Origin of the sequence: Bacillus sp. DU-106 (assembly GCF_004799705.1) — a bacterium.
Lineage (GTDB): Bacteria > Bacillota > Bacilli > Bacillales > Bacillaceae_G > Bacillus_A > Bacillus_A cereus.
Map to the genome: position 1 here is coordinate 4169734 of NZ_CP026607.1, position 21031 is coordinate 4190764.

Sequence of the window (21031 nt, forward strand, 5' to 3'; positions counted from 1 at the left end):
ATTCCCTTTTAAAGTTTCTTACTTTCCGATAAAATCACAAAAAAATATGTTTATCGTTCATTTATTCCCTTTCGCAACACATTCCATCATAGAAATACAACGAAACGTTCAACCCTTTCCTTTTATTTTACAACAAAAAACACCTCTTGCGGAGCTTTTACAAAATTTCAACGAATTTTTCAACAGAAAAAGCGAGCTAATAATATATATTAGCTCGCTTTTTTCTCTTGATCATAAATATTAATTCCAGCTTGATGTAACATCCATTCAATATGAACACCATATCCTGATGTTGGATCATTTACAAATACATGTGTAACAGCACCAATTACTTTTCCATTTTGTACAATTGGACTTCCGCTCATTCCTTGTACGATACCGCCCGTTTTCGCTAATAGACGTTTATCTGTTACTTTTATTACCATACCCTTTGTGGCTGGGAATTTTTGCTGCACTGTACTAACGACTTCAATATCAAACGCTTCTACTTTATCTTGATCAATAACTGTTAATATTTTTGCCGGTCCTTCTTTTACTTGATGAGATAATGCGATAGGCATTGCTTTATCCATTATACCGTTTTTCATATTCGTATTTAATTTTCCAAAAATACCATATGGACTATTAATTGTAATATTGCCAATCACTTCACGGTCTGGTGAGAATCTTGCTAATTTCTCCCCTGGATTCCCATGACTACCTCTTTCAATTGATGTAACTGTCGAGCGCATAATTTGTCCATCTTCGACTTGAATCGGCTTTTTCGTATCATTATCAGAAATAACATGACCAAGTGCCCCATATTTCATAGAATCTGGATGAACAAATGTCATCGTTCCAATTCCAGCTGCCGAATCACGGATATACAAGCCAATTCGATAAGACGATTCACCGTTGTCTTTTTGTGGAGTTAGCTTCGTACGAATATATTTTCCATCTCTTAACAATACAAGATTAAGCGGTTCACCTGTTTCTCCACTATTATGAATAAACGGTGCTACATCACTCATTCTTTCAATTGTTTTACCATTAATTTCAGTAATCATATCTCCAATTTGTACACCTGCTGTTTCACCAGGAGATATTTTACCTTTTTCAGTTTGAATTAAATGATGGCCTACAACAAGTACACCTTTTGTATTTAATTTCACACCAATTGATTGTCCACCTGGAATCACTTTAAAATCTTTTAACACTTTCACATTTACTTTTTTTACTGGAAAACCAGCAAGCTGAAATACCATATCAGCTTCACCATTTTGATGAGAATTTACCATAAGTCCTTGTTTTTGTTCATTCGAACTCACTGTAAATACATGACGATTTGTGGATGAAGCTTTGAAAACTGGTAATGATGATATTTCTGATTGTTGTCCTTCAAAAACAACAAGTTGTTTCGGTGATGAAATAAACGTTCGAAGCGGTTTAAAACATCCAATAAAAACTAAAGAAACAAGGAGACAAAGACCTATTATTTTTCGAAATTTTTCTAATTTCAACTTGTTCACTCTCCTCGCTCCTACCCCACATTCAGCCTCTTGGCTTCACTTTTTAATCTCTCCTTGCAGTGCTTTATTTATAACCGGAAGAATTAAGAAATCGTCATTTGAGAAAAAAAGCTATCCATTACTGGATAGCCTCTGCTGTCTGTTTAAAATGATGCGCTTGCGTAAGTAATTCTTTCGCATGCTCTGTCGTTAAATCTGTGATTTCCACACCAGAAATCATTCGAGCTATTTCTGTTACTTTATCCTCCATAGTTAAAACAGTAACCGATGTAATTGTCCGATCATTCGCTACTTGTTTTCGAATAAATAAATGTGAATCTGCCATTGAAGCTACTTGAGGTAAGTGCGTAATACAAAGTACTTGCGAGTTTACTGATACTCGATAAATTTTTTCCGCAATAGCCTGTGCGACCCGGCCACTTACACCCGTATCCACTTCATCAAAAATAACAGATGCAACCCCTTGATGCTTAGAAAAAATGCTTTTTAAAGCTAAAATGATACGAGATAACTCTCCGCCAGATGCAACCTTTGAAAGTGGTTTTAGCGGCTCTCCTGGGTTCGTTGAAATATAAAATTCCACATGATCGTAACCATCCGCCGTAAGTCTTACCGGCGCACCTTCCACAAGGGGCTCTTCTACATTTCCTTCTCTCTTCATAATTCTCACTTCAAATTTCGTTTTTTCCATATATAATTCTTTTAATTCCTGATGAATTGCATTTGTAAGGTGTTCTGCAAGCTCATGACGCATATTACTTAACAACGTTGCTTCTTTCAGAATAACACTTTCTAATTCCTTCAACTGTTTCTTCGTCGTTTCAATATGAACGTCTTTATTTTCAATCGTAAAAATTTCCTGTTCAATTTTATCAGCATACGCTAAAATCTCTTCTACAGTATTTCCATATTTTCTCTTTAGCATACGAATTTCATTCAAACGTGTTTCGATTTCATCTAAACGATTTGGATCATATTCCATCATATCGAGCTTTTCTCTCAGTTGATAGGCAACCTCTTCTAATAAGTAATAGCTATTTGCAATTGAATCATGATTCTCCTGATACACTTCATCTAAATGTGTAATACTTTCCATTTGCCCCATTGCACTTCTTACATTATCTAACCCTTGTCCGTCGGCACTTAACGAACGATATGCATCACCTAACGCTTTATAAATCTTTTCAAAATTAGAAATTTGCAATCGTTCCTCAGTTAATTCATTTTCTTCATCCATCTTTAAATCCGCCTTGCGAATTTCTTCATGCTGAAATTGAATTAAATCTAAGCGATGTGCCATTTGTTGCTCATTTTCACTTAACGATTTCAATTGTTTTTTTAATTTTTCATAGTCAGCGTATACGTTTTGATATATGTCTAATTGTTTAACGATTCGATCCCCATCAAAGTGATCAAGCATAAACAGATGTCGTTCTTCATTCATTAAATCTTGCGTTTCGTGCTGTCCATGAATATCAACAAGTGTTTTCCCAATTTCTTTTAATATGCTAAGTGTAACAAGCTTCCCATTTACACGACATACACTCTTCCCGTTCGCAGCAATATCACGCTTTAAAATAATCATGCCATCTTCTATTTCTATATCTAACTCTTCTGCCTTTTCAATACATGGATGCTTCTCATCTTCAACATAAAATAGCCCTTCAATCTCAGCCTTCTCTGTTCCATATCGAACAAATTCTGCTGACCCACGGCCACCTACAAGTAAACTAATTGCATCAATAATAATCGATTTTCCGGCCCCTGTTTCACCGCTTAAAACCGTTAAACCTTTTTGAAAAGAAATATTTAATGCTTCAATAATAGCAAAGTTTCTAATCGATAATTCCGATAACAATGCCCCATTCACCTCGTTATAAAATAATCCCTTACTAAAGGATTTTCTCAGTTCTTCATTCAAATAATCATGCTATATATTTGTATGTATATACTCTTCTAACCCGCTTCATTGTACCAAACATTTGTTTTACGGGTCAATCCATCTATTTTCTAACTTTATGCAAACAAAATATTATATTACAATTGAAAATTCATATTTTTAACCAATAAAAATATCTTGTTCACTTTCCACTTTACGATGGAAAGCAAACAAGATTTTTTGTTACAACATATTTAAGAAACGATCAGAGACAACACCTGTATCGTCAGGTGTACGGCAAATAATTAAGCAAGTATCATCACCACAGATGGTTCCGATGATCTCATCCCACTCTAAATGATCAATAAGTGCTCCAAGTGAATGAGCGTTACCAGGCAATGTTTTTAGCACAAGCATATGTCCTGCCGTGTCTAATTTTACAAATGAATCCACTAGATTTCGTTTTAATTTTTGTAACGGGTTAAATCGTTGATCTGCTGGCAAGCTATATTTATAGCGCCCATCATGTAATGGCACCTTCACTAAGTGCAGTTCTTTAATATCGCGCGATACTGTTGCTTGCGTTACATTAAATCCCTCATTACGTAAAATATCAACTAATTCATCTTGTGTTTCAATTTCTTTGTTTGCAATAATTTCCCTGATTTTAATATGGCGCTGACCTTTATTCATACATTTGCACCTCACACTATCTCTTACCATAGTTTAAACATTGGTATACTTCACTTATTTATGTTAACTTATAATTCGTTTCTTGTACACAATTGTTTTTACAATCATTATACAATTACAGCAAAAAGAGGAACAACATATGTTATTCCCCTTTCCCTTTTTGTTTTAGAACTTCATGCGCTTCTGTAACAACTTGCTCTATAGAAATCGGAGAATGATTTTCGCCATTCTCACGTTCACCATGCCATTTCAGATGAATTAAAAATTCAATATTACCATCCCCACCCGTAATTGGTGAGAATGTTAAACCTTCCACATCATAGCCTTCTTTTAAAGCAAACTCGACAATCATTTCTACAACAGCTTCATGTACTTTTCTATCACGAACGATACCTTTTTTCCCAACTTGCTCTCTTCCAGCTTCAAACTGCGGTTTAATTAACGCTGCTACATCTCCGTTAGGCATAAGCATTGTTTTTAAAACTGGCAGTATAAGCTTTAATGATATAAATGAAACATCAATACTTGCAAATTGAGGTAAACCACGTTCTAAGTCTGCTGGTGTCACGTAACGGAAGTTTGTTCGTTCCATTACAACAACACGCTCATCTTGACGTAATTTCCACGCTAGTTGATTGTATCCTACATCTAATGCATAAGATAATTTCGCTCCATTTTGAAGCGCGCAATCTGTAAAGCCACCAGTTGATGAACCAATATCTATCATAACTTTATCTTGTAAATCAAGATGAAATGCCTCTAATGCCTTTTCAAGTTTATAACCACCACGACTTACATACGGCATAACTTGTCCCTTCACCGTAATCTCAGTATCTTGCGAGATTTTCTCTCCTGGCTTATCAAGTCTCATCTCATTTGCATATACGAGTCCGGCCATAATGGCGCGCTTTGCTTTCTCACGCGTTTCTATAAGTCCTCGCTCTACTAATAGTACATCTACTCTTTCTTTTTTTACGCTCATTTGTTACGCCCTTTTTTGTTTTGATGGAATCATTGTATGAATACGGTCTACAACAGCATCTGTCGTTAAACCAATTTCTTCTAATAATTTTGTTACACTTCCGTGCTCTATGAAGCGATCTGGAATACCCATTCGTTCAACCAATGCACTATGGTAACCATTTTCAGATGCAAATTCAACTACTCCTGTTCCAAAACCACCGATTAAACAAGCTTCTTCAATCGTTAAAATCGGTATATTCTTTCCTAGAAGATCATGTAAATATGCTTCATCCATTGGTTTAATAAAGCGAGCATTCACTACTTTCACTGAAACCCCAGCTTTTTCAAGACGCTCAGCTGCTTCCATTGCCATTGGTATTGTCGTACCAAACGTTAAAATAGCTGCTTGTGTACCCTCTTTTAACGTCTCCCACGTACCGATTGGAATCGCCTTTAATTCTTCATCCATATGAACGCCAAGTCCATTACCGCGCGCATAACGCAATGCGATTGGTCCATCTTCATATTGCATCGCCGTATAAACTAAATGTTGACCTTCATTTTCATCTTTCGGCATCATAAGCACCATATTCGGCAAGTGACGTAAGAATGAGATATCAAATACGCCTTGATGCGTTTCACCATCTGCTCCTACTAATCCCGAACGATCTATTCCGATGAAAACATTTAAATTTTGGCGGCATATATCATGAACAACTTGGTCATATGCTCTTTGTAAAAATGTTGAATAAATCGCTAAGAATGGCTTCATTCCTTGCGTTGCCATACCTGCTGCCATTGTTGTAGCATGCTGTTCTGCAATACCTACATCAATCATACGATCTGGGAATTCTTTTTGGAATTTCTCAAGTTTTGATCCAACAGGCATTGCAGGTGTAATTGCTACGATACGCTCATCTGCTCTCGCTAGCTTAAGTACTGTTTCACTAACGACAGCACTCCATGCTGGTGCAACTTCTTTCGGCTTAACGAAGTCACCTGATTCAATTTTATAAGGTCCTGTTCCATGCCAAGTTCCAATAACGTCACTCTCAGCCGGTTTATAACCTTTTCCTTTTTTCGTAATAACGTGAACAAGTACTGGGCCTTTTGTTTTCTTTGCATATTGCAACGTTTCGAATAACTTTTCATAATCATGCCCATCGACTGGACCTAAATATGTAAAGCCTAACTCTTCGAAAAAGACACCAGATACTAGTAAATATTTAAGACTATCTTTTATTTTCTCTGCTGTCGCAGCCACTTTCCCGCCAACTGCTGGAATTTTCTTTAATATATACTCTAATTCATCTTTTACCCAGTGATATTTTCCTGCGGTACGTAAACGACCGAGCACATTATGAAGCGCACCAACGTTTGGTGCAATTGACATTTCATTATCATTCAAAATAACAATCATGTCTGTTTTTTCATGTCCAATATGGTTCAATGCCTCTAAAGCCATTCCGCCTGTTAAAGCACCATCTCCAATAATTGGTATAACATATTCTTTCGTTTTCTTTAAATCACGTGCCAGAGCCATTCCCATTGCAGCCGATAACGAAGTCGAGCTATGACCAGTTTCCCATACATCGTGCTCACTCTCACAACGTTTCGGGAAACCACATAGACCTTGATATTGCCTTAATGTGCCAAACTCTTTCGCGCGTCCAGTTAAAATTTTATGTACATAGGATTGATGTCCTACATCCCATAAAAATTTATCTTGCGGGCTATCAAATAATTTGTGCAGAGCAATTGTGAGTTCTACTACACCTAAATTAGGTGCAATATGTCCACCTGTTTGAGAGAGCTCTTCAATTAAAAACTTACGAATATCCTCACTCAATCCCTCTAGTTCACTGATAGACATATCTTTCAAAAAACTAGGGTTTTGAATTTGCGTTAGATCCACATGGATCACTCACTTTCATTTCATAATCTGTCAACATGTCAAATATTATAAAAAACATTTACACAAAACAAGAAATTCTCTTTTCTATTTTTCGTCTTGTCCCGCTATTAACCAGTCTATTGCGCCTTAATCCTATTATAAACCATACTTCTTTAGGCGATGAAAAAAATAGCCGCTAACACGAAGTGATAACGGCAATGTAATCTACATATATTTTTGCCAATAACAAGAAAAGAAAAACCTTTTCCTACATTTATATCATAAAATGATGAATGACTCAACAAATGAAAACGCTGTTATATTAGTTATTACGTTTTGCAATCAAATCGCAAATAGATAGTAAATATTCATCTTGTAATTGCAAGGAGCTAATCGCACCTTTTGCTTCTGCAATTGTTTCTTCTAAAATAGCCTTTGCTCTATCTACAGTAAACAACGTCGTATATGTGCTCTTTTCATTAGAAAGATCACTACCAATCGGTTTTCCAATCTCTTCTTCAGTTCCTTCGACATCTAAAATATCATCTCGAATTTGGAAAGCTAGACCGATATATTTGGCAAACGTAAGCAACTTTTCTTCTTGCTCTTCTGTCGCATCAGAAAGTATCGCACCCGCAAGTACAGCAAATTCAAGTAGTTTTCCGGTCTTATGTTTATGGATGTACTCCAATTCATCAATCGTAAGGCGTTTCCCTTCCGCTTCCATATCTGCCACTTGTCCGCCAACCATTCCTTCTGGTCCTGCTGCTTTTGCGAGTTCAAGTACAAGTCTTACTTTTTTTTCAGCAGAAATTTCTTTTTGCTCATATGCCATAATAACTTGAAAAGCGTATGTCAATAAGCCATCTCCTGCTAAAACTGCCATCGCTTCACCAAATACTTTGTGATTTGTGGGCTTTCCTCTTCTTAAATCATCATCATCCATACAAGGTAAATCATCATGAACTAACGAATATGTATGAATCATTTCAAGAGCACAAGCTGCACCTACTCCAAGATTTCTTTCTTTCCCAAACGCTTGTAATGTTGCAAACAAAAGTAACGGGCGGAGACGTTTTCCACCCGCTTCCAAAGAATATGCCATCGCTTCACGAAGTACATTTGGACATTGTAATCCATTTGCATAGCTTACAAGTTTTTCTTCTACGAAAGTTTTACTTTCTTTCAAAAAAGTATCAAAAGCAATCGTCACTATGCTTCATCTCCTAAAGCAGTAAACGGTTCAAGCTCTCCATCTTCCCCAAGAATAACTGCCATTTGTTCTTGTACATTCTTCAACTTCTCATCACAAAGCTTAGATAATTCCATACCTTCTTTAAAATAAGAAATCGCTTCTTCTAAAGGTACGTCACCTTGTTCTAGCTTAGAAACAAGATGCTCAAGTTGCGAAATTGCCTCTTCAAAGCTTAATTTATTTTCCATTATTCAATTCACGCTCCTCTATGCCTGATACGCTACAATCTAGTATTCCATCTTGTAATTGAACTGAAACAGCATCTCCAAGGCTTACATCTTTCACACTTTTTAACACTTGCTTCTCTTCATCATATACAAGCCCGTACCCTCTCATCATTACTTTAAGCGGACTTAACGCTTCAAGTTTTTGAGCAGCTCTTACAAAGGCAAATTCTTTCGTTTGAAGTAACGTTTGCATTTCACGTTGTAATTGCTTTTGCAACGTTTCCACAGCTACCTTCGTTTGCATAATTTTTTGAGATGGGTGGTGCTTCTCTAAATAAAATGAAAGTTGCTTTAACTGATTCACCTTTTTATCAATATAGCGCTCTTTCGCTAAAACAAGCTGTTCTAGCGCTCTATCTAATTGCTCTTCCTTTTGCTCATATACTTGTCTTGGATAACGGAACGCATACGATTTTTGCAACACTTGTAGTTTTTCTTCTTTTTTATGTACTAACTCTCTCATTGCTCTTTGCAATCTCAGAGTTCTTTGTAATACCTTTTCTTGTAACTCTATAATGTTAGGTGCTGCCAACTCAGCTGCTGCGGTCGGTGTTGGCGCGCGTAAATCTGCAACAAAATCTGCAATTGTAAAATCTGTTTCATGGCCTACTGCCGAAATAATAGGAATTTCACTCTTAAAGATTGCTCTTGCAACCATTTCCTCATTGAAAGCCCATAATTCCTCAATAGAACCTCCACCACGACCAACGATTAGTACATCTATCTCTCCCATTTCATTCGCTGTACGAATCGCTTGTACAATCGAGGGAGCCGCTGACTCCCCTTGTACAAGTACCGGAAATACAATAACATTCCCAATTGGATAACGACGTTTAATCGTTGTTATAATATCACGAATCGCTGCTCCTGTTGGCGACGTAATCACACCTATTGTTTTAGCGTAAGGAGGAATCGCTTTTTTATAAACTTGAGAAAAAAGTCCTTCCTCTTCTAAACGAACTTTTAACTGTTCGTACGCTAAATGTAAATTTCCGACTCCGTCAGGCTGCATGTCTTGAATATAAATTTGATAAGAACCACTCGCCTCGTAAACAGAGATTTTTCCTTTCACGAGTACCTTCATCCCATTTTCAGGTTTGAATTTAATATTACGATTATGGCCCGCAAACATAACCGCTGCGATTCTTGCATTTTCATCTTTCAATGTAAAATACATGTGGCCACGGCTATGATTTTTAAAGTTGGAAATTTCACCTTTTAACCAAACAGACTGCAAATGCGGATCATATTCTATTTTTGTTTTTATATAGCGTGTTAACGCTGTAACGGTTAAATATTGCTTCTCCATTTCTCTCTCCTCATAGCCGACTCAAATTATTTACAAACGACACCTGCACGTTTGGCAGATTCAACAGTATTATGAAGAAGCATTGTGATTGTCATTGGACCAACACCCTTTGGCACAGGTGTAATGTAACCCGCAACATCTAACACGTTGTCAAAGTCAACATCACCACAAAGTTTTCCTGTTTCTAAACGGTTAACACCAACGTCAATTACAACCGCCCCTTCTTTAATATAATCCGCTGTTATCATTTTAGGTCGTCCAACAGCTACGATTAAAATATCAGCTAACTTCGATAACTCTTTCATATTTTGCGTCTTAGAATGACAATATGTGACAGTGGCATTTTCATTTAAAAACAATTGCCCCACTGGTTTACCGACAATATTACTTCTTCCAATTACTACTACATGTTTTCCAGAAATATCAAGATTTGTTTCTTTTACTAATTCTACAATACCATGCGGTGTACATGGAAGGAATGTATCTTGTCCCGTCATCATACGTCCCACGCTGATTGGGTGAAATCCGTCTACATCCTTTTCTGGTGAAATTCTTTCAATGATAGCTTTTTCTTCAATATGTTTTGGTAAAGGTAATTGCACTAATATGCCATTAATACGGTCATCGCCATTTAAGCGATCGATTTCAGCAAGCAAACGTTCCTCAGTAATTGTTTCAGGAAGTTCAATTAGCTCTGAGTAAATCCCTACTTGTTCACAGCCTTTTTCTTTTCCTTTCACATAAGAACGAGATGCTGGATCTTCTCCAACTAAAATAACTGCTAATCCTGGTACAATACCTTGCTCTTTCAACTTCACAACTTCTTCTGTTAATTGTGCTCGTTTTTTCTCCGCAACTTCATTTCCTTTGATGATTACTGCTACCATTTTAAGATTCCCCCTTAAAGAATTTACAGTGTATCTTTTATATTAGATAAAACGCCGTTAATAAAACGACGAGATTCCTCATCCCCAAATGTTTTAGCAATTTCAATTGCTTCGTTAATTGTTACGTTGTGTGGAATTTCTTCCATGTATTTCATTTCATACACAGCTACACGTAAAATACTGCGATCAACAATACTAATACGCTCAAGCTTCCACTTTTTTAAATTTTGACGAATCGCTTCATCGATTGCTTCTTTATTTTCTACAAAACCTACTACAAGTGACTCTAGAAACTCATTTGTTTCTTCGCCTTCATCTAGCGTGTTTTCCACTGCTACTTTCGGTTCTAATTCACCTGTAATATCCATTTGGTATAATGCTTGCATTGCTCTTTCTCTAGCCGTCCTACGTTTCATTGTAACTCTCCTTTATGCTTCAAGTCTTTCCTTATACTTTGTTATATTATTATAATTTATAAGCCGTCAATTCACTTACTCTTACAGTTTTCATTGATTTTCCAACCTTATAATACAATGATAATAACACAATTTATCGTTTCACACACGGGTTACAAGGCTGAAAAATAATAAAAAGATTAACTTCAAGTTCCATATCTTATCACAATGTACGTTTTTTGGAAAAACGACACATTTTCTTGTTTATTTCTTATTTTTTGAAATAGTATAATAATTAGAGGGTTGTAATTTGTGAAGAAATGAAACGATAAAAAAGATGCCTATGTTACTAGGCACCTTTTCATTCTTACACTGGTTCGATTTCTGTTTTTTGTGTTTCGAATGTTACGCCAACGATGTGAACATTCACTTCTTTTGGCTCAAGTCCTGTCATTGTAAAGAGTGCTTGGCGAATATTGTCTTGAATCTTTTGTGCAACAACTGGAATTGCTACACCAAAATACATTACAACATAAAGGTCAACGATAATATCTTCGTTTGCTAATTCAACCTTTACACCTTTACCATGATTTTTCTTACCTAACTTCTCAACAACATCTGTAGCAAAATTACCGCGCATTGCCGCTACACCTTCTACTTCAGCAGCTGCAATACCTGCAATTACTTCAATTACTTCTGGTGCAATTTCTACTTTACCAAGAGTTGTATCTTGACCCATATCTAACATATGTTCAGCCATGAAAAAAACCTCCTTTAATGTATCACTGCGTCACAAGTTCATGCTCTTCCAAAAATTTCGTATTAAACTCACCTTTTACAAAATCAGGATGATCTAGCAATTGCAAATGGAACGGGATTGTTGTATGTACGCCTTCAATGACAAATTCACTAAGTGCGCGCTTCATTTTTGCAATTGCCTCTTCACGTGTTTTTCCGTGAACAATTAATTTAGCAACCATCGAATCATAGAAAGGTGGGATTGAATATCCCGGATATACAGCTGAATCGACGCGAATACCAAATCCTCCTGGTGGTAAGTACATTTCTACTTTACCTGGAGATGGCATAAATTTTTTGGCAGGGTTTTCCGCATTAATTCGACATTCAATTGCCCAACCATTAAATTGTACTTCTTCTTGCTGTAACGATAACTTTTCTCCTGAAGCAACAAGAATTTGTTCTTTAATTAAGTCCATTCCTGTTACCATTTCAGTAACCGGATGCTCAACCTGAATTCTCGTATTCATCTCCATGAAGTAAAAGGTTTTCGTTTTATATTCATAAATAAACTCAACCGTACCAGCACCTGTATAATCAACCGCTACCGCCGCTTTAACTGCCGCTTCACCCATCTGCTTGCGAATCTCTTCATCAAGTGCAGGTGATGGACTTTCTTCTAATAGTTTTTGCAAACGGCGCTGAATTGTACAATCACGCTCTCCTAAATGAATGGCATTTCCGTGTGTATCTGCCATTATTTGAATCTCAACATGGCGGAAATCTTCAACGTACTTTTCTAAGTATACACCAGGGTTCCCAAAAGCGGTACTAGCTTCTTGCTGTGTAATTTGAATTCCTTTTATAAGCTCTTCTTCATGGCGTGCAACACGAATACCTTTTCCACCGCCACCTGCAGTCGCTTTAATAATAACTGGATATCCAATTTGATTAGCAAGCTCAATCGCTTCTTCGGTATTTTTAATAATCCCTTGTGAACCTGGTACAATCGGAACCCCTGCTTCTTTCATTGTATCACGAGCAACGTCTTTTGTGCCCATCTTTGAAATAGCTTCTGGACTTGGACCGATAAAAATCAAGTTACATTCACGGCATAACTCTGCGAAATCTGCATTCTCTGCTAAAAATCCGTATCCCGGATGAATAGCATCGCAGCCTGTTAACTTCGCAACGCTAATAATGTTTGTCAAATTTAAATAGCTTTCTTTCGAAATCGTTGGTCCTACACAATACGCCTCGTCTGCAATCTGTACGTGAAGTGACTCTTTATCTGCTTCTGAATAAATTGCAACTGTTTCAATATCCATTTCTTTACAAGCACGAATAATTCGTACAGCAATTTCCCCACGATTGGCTATTAATACTTTTTTTATCATCACAAAGACTCCCTTATTACGCTTTTACAAGAAATAGCGGTTGTCCATATTCAACAAGCTGTCCGTTATTAACAAGAATTTCAACAATTTCGCCCTCTACATCAGCATCAATTTCGTTAAATAACTTCATAGCCTCGACAATACATACGATAGAATCTTTCGATACTCTATCCCCAACACTTACATATGGAGGTGTATCAGGCGAAGAAGAAGAATAGAATGTACCTACCATCGGTGATGTGATTTTATGTAGGTTTTCATTTTGAACAACCTTCTTCTCTTCTTGTTTTGGCACTTCTGCTTGCGCTGCTGCTACTGTCGTTTCAACTTCAACAGGCGCTACTGGTTGCATAGCTTGTTTTGCTGCAGGTGCTTGCACAGCAACAACTTCATTACCACGCTTTTTCATTTTGATTGTTGTACCGTCTTTTTTGTATTCAAATTCATCAATATTAGAGCTATCAATTAATTTAATTAATTCACGAACTTCTTGAATTTTAAACATGTAAAATCCACTCCCATACTCTTGTTTGTCCCGTTTTTACAGATTCTCGTCACGAAAACTAGATTGACTGTAAAAATACGATGTACTCTATTAGAAAATATATTTCATTAACTAATAGAAATATTTACTATTTCCATCTTACGATAAATTTTTTAAACATTCCAATTTATATTTCTTTATAATAAATCGAAATTCCTGTAAAAATATTATTCCAATAAAAATTTAATACCTAGTAATAATACCAAGTTTCACATGAAATTGGCAAGACCACTTCTTAAAAAACATTCACTACTTTTGCAAAATGTTACAAAGCAAACATGCCATTCCCTCCTCACTCTTCACCACAACTATAGTCAATAACATATTTTTACCAAATATTATTTTTTTGTTTACACGCCGTTCATCATTCCTTCATATAAGAATAGTATGTTCAAAGTGTAGAAAATATATTGTGTTGAGGTGTGGAAATATGATATGGCTCATTCTCTTTTTACCTGCCGTAATCGTTTGGGCATGCGTTCTTTTCATCCACGTCAAATCCGGAAAAAGTAATCATCAGTACCATGAACCATTAATCTTTTACTCACAACGTGTTTCTCCATTCCGAGTTGAACATAGTAAAAATAATTACAAAGACGACATAGAAAAAAGCTATCGAAAATGATAGCTTTTTTCTATTCACACATTTACTTGCTTGCATACTCTATTTTACTATTTGCATACCCTTTGCTTAGTAAAAGATAATAATCCGCAGGGAAATCCCTACGGATTAAAGTTTCACTTATTTCGCTGGTGGATCAAATTTCACACCTACATCTTTTGATCCGCCTTCACTTCTTACAAGTTGAATAATTTTATTTGCTTCTTTCTGTGAATGTTTTGCCGCTTTAACCGTTACTCTAATATCAGTGCCATCAGCTCTTACAAGAGCATCTGGATATCCTCCTTGAGATTTAATTACTGTCTCAAGTAATTCTTGCTTCGTTTCCATTGTCGTAATGGCATCAAAATTTTCTTTCGCTTTATTCTTTTCTGTTGCTGAAGCTTTTGTTGAACTCATCACTTCTTGTAATTTTGCTTTTTGTTCACTACGCTGATCTTCCATTTGCATACGTAAAGCTGTGAAATTCTCATCACTTGATTGAACTGATACATTGCCCTCTTTTTTACTTGTTTCTTTTTTTGCATTTTCTTTTTTGTCTGTTTCTTTATTTGTTGTTTCCTTGCTTGTATTTTCTTTTTTCGGAGTTTCTTTAGGCGCTTCGTTTGTTACTGCTTTATCAGTACCTTGTTTTTCTTGTCCAATCTTTTCACCTGTTGCCGGCGATGCTGTATTCATTTTGTCAGGAGTTGTCACGTAATACACAGATAGTACAACAACTAAACTTAACATCGTTAATAACCAAACTGTTTGTTTTTTTAACACTTTATTTCCTCCCTATCAATTTTTCGGTGAAACTGAAACGCGATGGGCCGGTACATCTAGCAGCCTTATCACAGCTTCTTTTACCATTGCTTTAACTTGTATATTATCCACTCCCTTTGCTACGACAAGAACACCACGTACTTTCGGCTTCTCTGTTCGTAAAACAACAGGAGTTTCTTTATCCCCTTCACGTATAATGACAGTCTTTTCATCAAGAGACTCGTCCTCTACTTCTCTCTTACCGCCTGTTTTATCTGTTTCACCTGTTGTTTGTGAGCGTTTCACTGTATTTTTTTCTAAAATTTTTTCTTCAGATGAATCTAAATTCACTTTAATCGTTACGTCTTTTACTCCTGCTATTTCTTCTAAAGCAGTTTTTAATTCTTGTTCATACGCTTTTTCATATTTTTCTACATTTGACATATTATCATTATTTTTTTGTCCAAAAGTTGGTACATCTTTTTCCTGGTTTTGAGTTTTTTGTTCTTTAAATACAGGTACTTCTTCTTTTTTACTTGAAAAAAAACTACTAGAAAACATAAGCAAAATTCCAAGTATGAGTAGGACAAGTAAGAACTTAGGTGTTACCTTTCTTCCCTTCTCATTACTTTCTTTTTCATCTCCATTCAATAAGTTTCGAAAAAATGAGAACTTCGAATTTTTATCTTTATTGTCCATTTACTCTACCTGTCCTCCCTTCCATTTGAACTTGGATTTGTTTATTCTCTAGTTGCCACCTGCTTGAAAAGAAGTCTTTCATTTCTACATTCGTTTCCTCTACTTTTTTCGGTGGTTCTTTCGTGTTAATTTCAACTGGTTTTACTGTTTCGATTGCATCATTTTTACTACGTTCTTTTTCTTTTAACGTCACAACAACAGATTGAATATCTTTCGCTGACTTTACTTCCGCTGTGCTTTCCGCTGCGACTATTTGTATTTCAGAGACTGACATACCATACTGTTTCTCAAACTCTTTTCCTACTTCTTTTTTCATTTTGGTAGCCATCTCTTCTAAACTATATGCACGTGTTAGAGCTTGTATTTCTTTTTTCTTCGAATCTATTGAATTTTTTACAGATCCTTCTGCTACGTACTTTTCTTCATTAAAATTTGCAATTACTTCATTTACATCTGTCTGCAATAGTTTAAAAAGGGGTGTTAAAATTAATACGACTAACAAAAGACTTACAACGAATTTAACGTATTTTTGCAAATTCGAATTTGGAAGAATAAGATGAAGCATTGTCGCTAAGAGCAAAAAAACGATAATATTTCTGATCCACTCTGTAACAAATTGCATACTCTTCACCTCCTACCGCATCATAAGTGTAATATTCCCCGCAGCAATAATAATTGTAATACTTAAAAAGAACATAAATGATACGATAGCTAAGCAAGCAAATACGTAAATGATGCTTCGTCCAATAATGTCTAAGCATTGAATAATTGCTCCGCCTCCAACCGGTTGCAATACTGCTGCTGCGAATTTATAAATAAATGCGATACAGAAAATTTGAATCGCTGGAAAAGCAACAATTAAACATAAAATGACGAGCCCAATAATTCCGACTGTGTTTTTCAATAATCCTGATGCGCTAATAACAGTATCTGCCGCTTCTGTAAACATCCTTCCGACTACTGGAATGAAGTTCCCTGTTACAAATTTAGCAGTTTTCACAGCTATTCCATCAGCAACGGCTGTTGCTGTTCCTTGTACAGATAATACTCCTAAAAAAATCGTTAAGAAAATACCGATAATCCCAACGCTAACGTTTTGCAGAAGCTTGGACAATTTCGTCACTTTATATTGATCACTCATTGTACTTACAATACTTAATATCGTTGCCAGTAATAAAAGCGGTAGAACGATATAATTCATAAGAAGCCCGCTTGTATTCATTAAGAAAATGATAATCGGATGAAAGAAAGATACAGATACAACCCCGCCACCAGTCGCTATAAGCGCCAATAAAATTGGCAATAGCGCTAATATGAAATCTACCATTGTTTGTATCGTTTCTCTTGCATATGTCATAACGACATAAAAACTATTTAAAGCAAAAATAATAAGTACCATATATACAACAGCATCAGCAATTTTACTTACACTACTTTTTGAAAAAGCGGATTGCAGTGATTGCAACAATGCACTAAAGATTGTGAGCATAATGAGTGTGCCAAGCAGTTTTCCATTAGCTGCAAGCTCATGAAATAAATATTTTAATAACCCTATCATCCACTCTTTTAGAGAGAATTCTTTTTCTCCCTTTACAAACTCCATAAAACTCCCTTTTTGACTCTCTGGCAAATAGCCTCCATATTTTGTAACAAGCCCGTCCCAAAATTGCTTCACATCTTCAATTCCGAGCTTATCCAATTGTTGATCAACGACGTTTGTTTCTACAGGAGAAGCTTGTACAACAACCGGTAAAGAAAAGAAAAGGAAGCAAGCAAATAGCAGCTTAGCTCCAAACCTCCTCAACATTCACTCCCCCTTATCCCGTCGGTAAAAATCCGAGAATAGTTTCAATTACAACCGTCAAAATAGGAATTGCCATAACGAGAATTAAGATTTTCCCAGCAAGTTCAATTTTCGAAGCGATGGCACCTTGACCAGCATCTTTTGTAATTTGAGCTCCAAACTCGGCAATATAAGCAATTCCAATAATCTTTAGTAACGTTTCCACGTAGACGTTACTAACTTTCGCTTCACTCGCTACTCTCTCAATCATTTGTAAAATAGAATGAATTTGATCGATTAAAATTAGAAACATCACGCTACCTACGAACACAATAAATAAAGATGTAATACTAGATTTATGCTGGTTCAAAACAGCAGCTAAAAACGTAGCAACGAGGCCTAATCCGACAATTTGTATAATTTCGATTCGAACCGCCTCCTTTACTGGAAGAGAAAGACACTTTTAATCTTGTCGAATAGCGTATTAATTAAAAATGCAACATGAAATAAAATGACGACAAAACCGACAAGGATAACCCAATTTGCAATATCCTCACGCTTCAATTCTTTTAGTACAGTATGAATGAAAGCTAAAACAATGCCGATTCCGGCGATTTGAAATATTAATCCAACATCAATGGACATCGCCTTTCTCCCCCCTATAGCAGTAAAATTACAATTAGTAGCCCTGCTAGTACCCCTAAGCTCTTAATCATTTTTTCGTATTGCAGTTGTAAAGCTTTCGCTTCCTCTTCTTCTCTCTCCAAATGTGTAATACATAAGCGAATATGTTTTTGTTGTGATTCACGATCATGTTGCCCGAGCGTTTCACCAAATTGCTGCAGTATTTCATACTCGGTTTGTTGAAAAGCCGTCAACTTCCAATTCTCTTTCAAACTATCTATCCAAGCTTCCCTTACCGTTTGTTCTCCACTTTCTAGTTTTTTAGCGAAACTTTGAAATATCCAATTTAATGGCTTTGGCATTTGTTTAACTAATCGCTCGGCAGCCTCAGATAAAGGTGTGTGTCCATACATAATTTCTGCCTCTAATGATTGAAGTGCTGATTTTAATAACCTAAGTTGCCTCGGCCTCTCACTGTATCTTTTAGCGTACGAAAACCCGAAAAAGGTGCTGACCGCAACGATTAACACTGCACCAAATATTTTCACCATACGCCCTCAGCCTTTCTATTTGATAACACTGGTTTTCCATATTTATCTTTCACCTGCATAACCGTTCCTGGACCCCTCGCTTTTGACAACTCCACAAACCTATCAAATATACCAAGCTCTAGCACTGCCTTGAGCGATGGACGTCTCACAACATCCTCATAGGAAAATCCGTGTGCGCTTATAAAAAGCTGAACACCTGCATGCACTGCCTCCATAATTGCTTCACTATCTTCTTTACGGCCAATTTCATCTACGATCAAAATATCAGGACTCATAGAACGAATCATCATCATCATTCCTTCTGCCTTTGGACATGCGTCTAACACATCGACTCGGGTACCAAAATCATATTGCGGGATTCCTTTCACACAGCCAGCAATTTCTGAACGTTCATCAACGATCCCCACTTTACAGGAAGGAATTTCCGAAGCACTTACCCCTTGACTCATGCAACGTGCTACATCTCTTAAAAGTGTCGTTTTTCCCGTTTGGGGAGGGCCAATTACCATCGTGTTTAACCACCTTTTTTCATACAAATATGGCAAAAGCGGTTCAGCAATCCCTATTTTTTGACGAGCAATACGAATATTAAAGGAAGAGACATCACGAATCATTTTCACTGCGCTTTTTTCTGTAATGACTTTTCCTGCTAACCCGATTCTATGCCCCCCGCGAAGCGTCACATACCCACGTTTTAATTCCTCTTCCATCGTATAAATTGAGAATTGACTTAATTTATTCAATAAGTAAGTAGCATCCTCTGCAGTAGTGATATAGTCATAAAAAAACACCTTTCCGTGTGCAATACACTCTAGCGGCCTTCCAATTCGAACACGAATTTCCTCTAAAGCATCGTATTGCTTACATTCTTCAATTAAGTACTTCATCGTTTTTGGTAAAACTTCTAATACCTCTTTCATCGGCTTCTCCCCACTATACTCGACTTACTATTTCAGTAATGCGATAAAAATACAGCAAATTCCAAGCGCTAGAAAAAAGAGCTTCAAGAAAGAAATTTCACTTGCTACACTCGCTATCCCAATTGTCATTGTTAAAATTAATACGGTAGGTCCAACAAACGCCAACATACCATTTATAAACAACGCTTTCTTCGCATCATTCACATAAAGCATAAGCAAAGCAGCAAATATCTCCGCACTACCTGAAAATAATCGAAGTGCCCCCATAACAAGCACGGATGTTTCCATTGCCGCTAGCCACTGTTTCATTCTTCCACCTTCTCCCGTAACAGTTACTAACTTCGTATTCTAAAAAAGAATATATTTGTACAACCATATGCAGAGGTTGTCTATTTCAGAAGTAAAAACATAATTTTTCTCTAAAGTCTGAATTAGAATCTGAATATTCATATTATTTTATGGTATATTATGGTATATTTAGTTTGAAAGGGGTTTAAACCATGCAGCACATCACTTTATTACCACTAGATTTATGCTATACAAATGTGATTTTCGAGCTATCAAGTGATCCACATATAAAAAATGCATTGGGGATAACGGTAGAAAACATCGAAGACACGAAAACATTTCTTCTTTTCGCAATAGAAGAAGAGCGTCAAAAGAAATCCTTATCGAGAATGATTGTGAATGAAGAAAATGAAATAATTGGCCTCACCACACTTAAACATATTAATAATGAAAAAAAGCAATCTCACATTGGTAGTTGGATTGGCTATCCATACTGGGGAAAAGGCTATAACGAGGCTGCTAAAAAAGAAATCTTTAAAATCGCCTTTTTAGACTTACAACTTTCCTACGTATTTGCTGGTGCTAAAACGAATAATATCCGCTCACTAAAAGCACAAGAAAAACTACCCTATATTTCATTGCATGTGGAAAACAAGTTTCCAGACGAACACGCTGCACTAGAGAAAGAAGTAAGGTCACCTTGCTCTCTGCATGTCGTGTCACGTGAAAATTTTTTAAACTGGTTGAAATTACAGAATGAGGAGGAAAAATATGAAGGCATTGAAAATTAGTTTAACCGTTGTAGTAGAATTAGCTCTTATTTATCTTTTTTCATTATTAGTCGGTTGGTCATTTATAGAGACCTTTTTCCTTGGTAGTTTAGCAATATTTGCAATTATGTGGTTAATTATTATGAGTAACCATAGAAATAACATTACAGATCACGCAATAAGCAAAACATTAACTGGCGTTGAGACTGGCGAAATAAAACCATTTCAAATTGTTTTGACTCCATCTATTATGGGTACTCTTTCACTTGTTTTAGTCAGTTTTATAGTAACAGCTATTTACTATCTACCCTATTTCCTATAAAAAAAACACTCGTGAATTA

General features: G+C 36.3%; 25 protein-coding genes. 3 read left to right on the forward strand and 22 right to left on the reverse strand.

Features of this window, described 5'->3' with window-relative positions:
- Positions 1–209: 209 nt before the first annotated feature.
- The 13 genes from spoIVB to accB all read right to left on the reverse strand — a co-directional run bounded on the left by spoIVB (position 210) and on the right by accB (position 13650).
- On the reverse strand, positions 210–1508 hold the full coding sequence (spoIVB, locus tag C3Y97_RS21105) for a SpoIVB peptidase (RefSeq protein ID WP_002000940.1): 1299 nt from the start codon (positions 1506–1508) through the stop codon (positions 210–212).
- Positions 1509–1626: 118 nt separating this feature from the next.
- Entirely contained in the window at positions 1627–3366 is a 1740-nt protein-coding gene (gene recN / locus C3Y97_RS21110) for a DNA repair protein RecN (RefSeq protein WP_000947768.1), read from the reverse strand.
- A gap of 264 nt (positions 3367–3630) precedes the next feature.
- Positions 3631–4080 (reverse strand): arginine repressor ArgR, encoded by a 450-nt coding sequence (argR, locus tag C3Y97_RS21115; RefSeq protein WP_001032580.1) that lies wholly within the window; start codon positions 4078–4080, stop codon positions 3631–3633.
- 142 nt (positions 4081–4222) lie between these two features.
- A complete protein-coding gene (locus C3Y97_RS21120; protein ID WP_000111871.1) occupies positions 4223–5062 on the reverse strand; it encodes a TlyA family RNA methyltransferase in 840 nt (279 codons plus the stop codon).
- 3 nt (positions 5063–5065) lie between these two features.
- Complete coding sequence (dxs, locus tag C3Y97_RS21125; RefSeq protein ID WP_000366452.1) at positions 5066–6958, reverse strand: 1-deoxy-D-xylulose-5-phosphate synthase; 1893 nt, start codon at positions 6956–6958, stop codon at positions 5066–5068.
- A gap of 301 nt (positions 6959–7259) precedes the next feature.
- On the reverse strand, positions 7260–8150 hold the full coding sequence (ispA, locus tag C3Y97_RS21130) for a (2E,6E)-farnesyl diphosphate synthase (RefSeq protein WP_000150379.1): 891 nt from the start codon (positions 8148–8150) through the stop codon (positions 7260–7262).
- Positions 8150–8380, reverse strand: a complete 231-nt coding sequence (xseB, locus tag C3Y97_RS21135; RefSeq protein ID WP_000428423.1) for an exodeoxyribonuclease VII small subunit — start codon at positions 8378–8380, stop codon at positions 8150–8152. The genes ispA and xseB overlap by 1 nt, the downstream gene beginning before the upstream one ends.
- Positions 8370–9728, reverse strand: coding sequence for an exodeoxyribonuclease VII large subunit (gene xseA, locus C3Y97_RS21140; RefSeq protein WP_000415249.1), 1359 nt, complete (start codon positions 9726–9728; stop codon positions 8370–8372). The genes xseB and xseA overlap by 11 nt, the downstream gene beginning before the upstream one ends.
- Before the next feature lie 26 nt (positions 9729–9754).
- Positions 9755–10615, reverse strand: a complete 861-nt coding sequence (gene folD, locus C3Y97_RS21145) for a bifunctional methylenetetrahydrofolate dehydrogenase/methenyltetrahydrofolate cyclohydrolase FolD (protein ID WP_000226732.1) — start codon at positions 10613–10615, stop codon at positions 9755–9757.
- Positions 10616–10638: 23 nt separating this feature from the next.
- Positions 10639–11031 (reverse strand): N utilization substance protein NusB, encoded by a 393-nt coding sequence (gene nusB / locus C3Y97_RS21150; protein WP_000830247.1) that lies wholly within the window; start codon positions 11029–11031, stop codon positions 10639–10641.
- A gap of 346 nt (positions 11032–11377) precedes the next feature.
- Positions 11378–11770 carry an Asp23/Gls24 family envelope stress response protein gene (locus C3Y97_RS21155; protein ID WP_000807630.1) on the reverse strand — a complete coding sequence of 131 codons (393 nt, stop codon included), beginning with the start codon at positions 11768–11770 and terminating at the stop codon, positions 11378–11380.
- 22 nt (positions 11771–11792) lie between these two features.
- A complete protein-coding gene (accC, locus tag C3Y97_RS21160) occupies positions 11793–13145 on the reverse strand; it encodes an acetyl-CoA carboxylase biotin carboxylase subunit (RefSeq protein WP_000592871.1) in 1353 nt (450 codons plus the stop codon).
- A gap of 16 nt (positions 13146–13161) precedes the next feature.
- On the reverse strand, positions 13162–13650 hold the full coding sequence (gene accB, locus C3Y97_RS21165) for an acetyl-CoA carboxylase biotin carboxyl carrier protein (protein ID WP_000472866.1): 489 nt from the start codon (positions 13648–13650) through the stop codon (positions 13162–13164).
- Between the two features lie 469 nt (positions 13651–14119).
- Between accB and C3Y97_RS21170 the strand changes: the two genes are divergently transcribed.
- Positions 14120–14314 (forward strand): hypothetical protein, encoded by a 195-nt coding sequence (locus C3Y97_RS21170; RefSeq protein ID WP_002179810.1) that lies wholly within the window; start codon positions 14120–14122, stop codon positions 14312–14314.
- 117 nt (positions 14315–14431) lie between these two features.
- Here the strand turns inward: C3Y97_RS21170 and C3Y97_RS21175 are convergent, their stop codons facing one another.
- From C3Y97_RS21175 to C3Y97_RS21215, 9 genes are read right to left on the reverse strand one after another with little or no spacing between them, the layout of a single operon-like run.
- Entirely contained in the window at positions 14432–15076 is a 645-nt protein-coding gene (locus C3Y97_RS21175) for a SpoIIIAH-like family protein (RefSeq protein ID WP_000914710.1), read from the reverse strand.
- Between the two features lie 15 nt (positions 15077–15091).
- Entirely contained in the window at positions 15092–15754 is a 663-nt protein-coding gene (spoIIIAG, locus tag C3Y97_RS21180; protein WP_000368880.1) for a stage III sporulation protein AG, read from the reverse strand.
- Positions 15744–16376, reverse strand: coding sequence for a stage III sporulation protein AF (gene spoIIIAF, locus C3Y97_RS21185; protein WP_001161052.1), 633 nt, complete (start codon positions 16374–16376; stop codon positions 15744–15746). The genes spoIIIAG and spoIIIAF overlap by 11 nt, the downstream gene beginning before the upstream one ends.
- A 12-nt stretch (positions 16377–16388) precedes the next feature.
- Positions 16389–17561 carry a stage III sporulation protein AE gene (gene spoIIIAE / locus C3Y97_RS21190; protein ID WP_000946110.1) on the reverse strand — a complete coding sequence of 391 codons (1173 nt, stop codon included), beginning with the start codon at positions 17559–17561 and terminating at the stop codon, positions 16389–16391.
- A gap of 10 nt (positions 17562–17571) precedes the next feature.
- Positions 17572–17955: a stage III sporulation protein AD gene (gene spoIIIAD / locus C3Y97_RS21195; protein ID WP_077393170.1), complete on the reverse strand. Its 384-nt coding sequence runs from the start codon at positions 17953–17955 to the stop codon at positions 17572–17574.
- Positions 17956–17978: 23 nt separating this feature from the next.
- Positions 17979–18182 (reverse strand): stage III sporulation protein AC, encoded by a 204-nt coding sequence (gene spoIIIAC / locus C3Y97_RS21200; protein ID WP_000020914.1) that lies wholly within the window; start codon positions 18180–18182, stop codon positions 17979–17981.
- Positions 18183–18196: 14 nt separating this feature from the next.
- A complete protein-coding gene (gene spoIIIAB / locus C3Y97_RS21205) occupies positions 18197–18712 on the reverse strand; it encodes a stage III sporulation protein SpoIIIAB (protein ID WP_000238702.1) in 516 nt (171 codons plus the stop codon).
- Positions 18706–19632 carry a stage III sporulation protein AA gene (spoIIIAA, locus tag C3Y97_RS21210; RefSeq protein ID WP_136363631.1) on the reverse strand — a complete coding sequence of 309 codons (927 nt, stop codon included), beginning with the start codon at positions 19630–19632 and terminating at the stop codon, positions 18706–18708. Before spoIIIAA ends, spoIIIAB begins: the two co-directional genes overlap by 7 nt.
- A gap of 27 nt (positions 19633–19659) precedes the next feature.
- Positions 19660–19941, reverse strand: a complete 282-nt coding sequence (locus C3Y97_RS21215; protein WP_000816050.1) for a YqhV family protein — start codon at positions 19939–19941, stop codon at positions 19660–19662.
- 191 nt (positions 19942–20132) lie between these two features.
- Between C3Y97_RS21215 and C3Y97_RS21220 the strand changes: the two genes are divergently transcribed.
- Positions 20133–20711 carry a GNAT family N-acetyltransferase gene (locus C3Y97_RS21220; protein WP_001163837.1) on the forward strand — a complete coding sequence of 193 codons (579 nt, stop codon included), beginning with the start codon at positions 20133–20135 and terminating at the stop codon, positions 20709–20711.
- Entirely contained in the window at positions 20692–21012 is a 321-nt protein-coding gene (locus C3Y97_RS21225; RefSeq protein ID WP_000645572.1) for a hypothetical protein, read from the forward strand. The genes C3Y97_RS21220 and C3Y97_RS21225 overlap by 20 nt, the downstream gene beginning before the upstream one ends.
- The last annotated feature ends 19 nt before the right edge of the window (positions 21013–21031 follow it).

Coding starts and splice junctions, on each gene's coding strand:
- spoIIIAF (WP_001161052.1), bottom strand. CDS start 16,376: ATGCAATTTGTTACAGAGTGGATCAGAAATATTATCGTTTTTTTGCTC.
- xseB (WP_000428423.1), bottom strand. CDS start 8,380: ATGGAAAATAAATTAAGCTTTGAAGAGGCAATTTCGCAACTTGAGCAT.
- C3Y97_RS21220 (WP_001163837.1), top strand. CDS start 20,133: ATGCAGCACATCACTTTATTACCACTAGATTTATGCTATACAAATGTG.
- accB (WP_000472866.1), bottom strand. CDS start 13,650: ATGTTTAAAATTCAAGAAGTTCGTGAATTAATTAAATTAATTGATAGC.
- folD (WP_000226732.1), bottom strand. CDS start 10,615: ATGGTAGCAGTAATCATCAAAGGAAATGAAGTTGCGGAGAAAAAACGA.
- argR (WP_001032580.1), bottom strand. CDS start 4,080: ATGAATAAAGGTCAGCGCCATATTAAAATCAGGGAAATTATTGCAAAC.
- spoIIIAC (WP_000020914.1), bottom strand. CDS start 18,182: ATGTCCATTGATGTTGGATTAATATTTCAAATCGCCGGAATCGGCATT.
- accC (WP_000592871.1), bottom strand. CDS start 13,145: ATGATAAAAAAAGTATTAATAGCCAATCGTGGGGAAATTGCTGTACGA.
- C3Y97_RS21225 (WP_000645572.1), top strand. CDS start 20,692: ATGAAGGCATTGAAAATTAGTTTAACCGTTGTAGTAGAATTAGCTCTT.
- C3Y97_RS21155 (WP_000807630.1), bottom strand. CDS start 11,770: ATGGCTGAACATATGTTAGATATGGGTCAAGATACAACTCTTGGTAAA.
- C3Y97_RS21215 (WP_000816050.1), bottom strand. CDS start 19,941: ATGAAACAGTGGCTAGCGGCAATGGAAACATCCGTGCTTGTTATGGGG.
- C3Y97_RS21120 (WP_000111871.1), bottom strand. CDS start 5,062: ATGAGCGTAAAAAAAGAAAGAGTAGATGTACTATTAGTAGAGCGAGGA.
- spoIIIAG (WP_000368880.1), bottom strand. CDS start 15,754: ATGGACAATAAAGATAAAAATTCGAAGTTCTCATTTTTTCGAAACTTA.
- spoIIIAE (WP_000946110.1), bottom strand. CDS start 17,561: ATGTTGAGGAGGTTTGGAGCTAAGCTGCTATTTGCTTGCTTCCTTTTC.
- spoIIIAB (WP_000238702.1), bottom strand. CDS start 18,712: ATGGTGAAAATATTTGGTGCAGTGTTAATCGTTGCGGTCAGCACCTTT.
- xseA (WP_000415249.1), bottom strand. CDS start 9,728: ATGGAGAAGCAATATTTAACCGTTACAGCGTTAACACGCTATATAAAA.
- C3Y97_RS21170 (WP_002179810.1), top strand. CDS start 14,120: ATGATATGGCTCATTCTCTTTTTACCTGCCGTAATCGTTTGGGCATGC.
- spoIIIAA (WP_136363631.1), bottom strand. CDS start 19,632: ATGAAAGAGGTATTAGAAGTTTTACCAAAAACGATGAAGTACTTAATT.
- nusB (WP_000830247.1), bottom strand. CDS start 11,031: ATGAAACGTAGGACGGCTAGAGAAAGAGCAATGCAAGCATTATACCAA.